Source organism: Acinetobacter sp. YH12142, assembly GCF_013418435.1.
Lineage (GTDB): Bacteria > Pseudomonadota > Gammaproteobacteria > Pseudomonadales > Moraxellaceae > Acinetobacter > Acinetobacter amyesii.
Map to the genome: position 1 here is coordinate 1 of NZ_VPCB01000047.1, position 1729 is coordinate 1729.

At 60.2% G+C, this 1729-nt stretch carries 1 protein-coding gene; it reads right to left on the reverse strand.

Going from position 1 to position 1729, the window contains the following annotated elements; genetic code table 11:
- Window positions 1–235: 235 nt before the first annotated feature.
- The coding region (locus FTU77_RS15845; RefSeq protein ID WP_163167828.1) for an IS91-like element ISVsa3 family transposase at window positions 236–1729 on the reverse strand (1494 nt) is incomplete at its 5' end.

Below are 1729 nucleotides of genomic sequence, written 5' to 3' on the forward strand. Positions count from 1 at the left end.
ACGTATAGGAAGAATAAACGCCCTTTTCACCCAAGTCCAACAGCTTTGGACCGCAGTTGACTCTTTCGACACCCCTGCGATGCAACCCAATCCGGCTGACGGGGAGCCAGCAACGCTGAAAATTTACCCTCCTCTTTCCCACTAGCGGCTCCTTTTCCGACAACCAGCACGGCGGATCCCTGCCGCGGCGCTGTGAACGCAGCATTTTGATTGGTATCGTTGGCCTTCAGGCTCGTCAGTCAAACAGACCCAGGAGCAGCTCAGCCGGTGGCGCCCGGCTTTCGGGTAACGCCCTGGTCCCGCTGGTTTCGGCTTTGTGCTTCAGGTGATCAAGGATCTGCTTGATCACTATAGGGTCTTCAATGCAGGCGATGACTTTCATGGCGCCGCCGCAGCCGCTGCAGGTCTCGATGTCGATATTGAAAACACGCTTGAGCCGTTGCGCCCATGTCATCGACGCTCGCCGTTGTGCTGGTGTTGCCGGTTCATCAGCCACCCTGACCTTGTTGCCCCTGCCCCGTTTTGCCGGCGTGACCAACGCCCGGTGCCGACTGTTGGGTGCGAACACCCCGTGGAAGCGGGTTAGGTTGACTCTGGGCTTCGGTACCAGGGCGGCCAGCCTTGCAATGAAATCCAATGGTTCGAAAATGACGTGCGTGGTGCCGTCCCGGTACGGCGTCTTGAGCTGGTAGCGCACGTTGCCGCCTCGTGTTAACGACAGCCGCTTCTCGGATACCGCCGGGCGGCTGATGTACCGGCACAGCCGTTCGAGCTTCTTGCGTTCATCGGCCCTGGCCGCCACGCCGGCGTGCAGGCTGGACCCGGCTACCTTGCCAATCCCGTCACCGAACGGATCACCACTGGTCGGCAGAGTTTGCAAAGTGAACACCTTTCGCCCCGCCTGTGAACCGACAGCGATACGGTAAGTGATCGAGTGCCCCAGCAGGGGTGTCATCGGGTCGTCATCCACCGCATCCGAGGCCAGATAGCTGTTTTCGACATCCCGTTCCAGCAGGCCTTGCCGTTCCAGATAGCGACCCACCCGGTGGGCGATGGTGTGCGTCAGCTGGGTGAGCTCTGGGCTGGTCGGCGCCTTGACCCAGCGGAAACGCGCTGAGCCGTGGGATTGCTCGACATACACACCGTCGAGAAACAGCATGTGGAAGTGAACATTCAGATTGAGCGCCGATCCAGAACGCTGGATCAGGGTGACCGCGCCCGTCTTGGCCACTTGGTGGGTATGGCCCGCTTTCTTGACCAGGTGCGTGGCAATGACGCGGTAAACGATGCCCAGCACCCACCCCATGATCTCGGGCCGGCTGGCAAACAGGAAACGCAGCTGAAACGGGAAGCTCAACACCCACTGACGCATGGGTTGTTCAGGCAGTACTTCATCAACCAGCAAGGCGGCACTTTCGGCCATCCGCCGCGCCCCACAGCTCGGGCAGAAACCGCGACGCTTACAGCTGAAAGCGACCAGGTGCTCGGCGTGGCAAGACTCGCAGCGAACCCGTAGAAAGCCATGCTCCAGCCGCCCGCATTGGAGAAATTCTTCAAATTCCCGTTGCACATAGCCCGGCAATTCCTTTCCCTGCTCTGCCATAAGCGCAGCGAATGCCGGGTAATACTCGTCAACGATCTGATAGAGAAGGGTTTGCTCGGGTCGGTGGCTCTGGTAACGACCAGTATCCCGATCCCGGCTGGCCGTCCTGGCCGCCACATGAGGCAT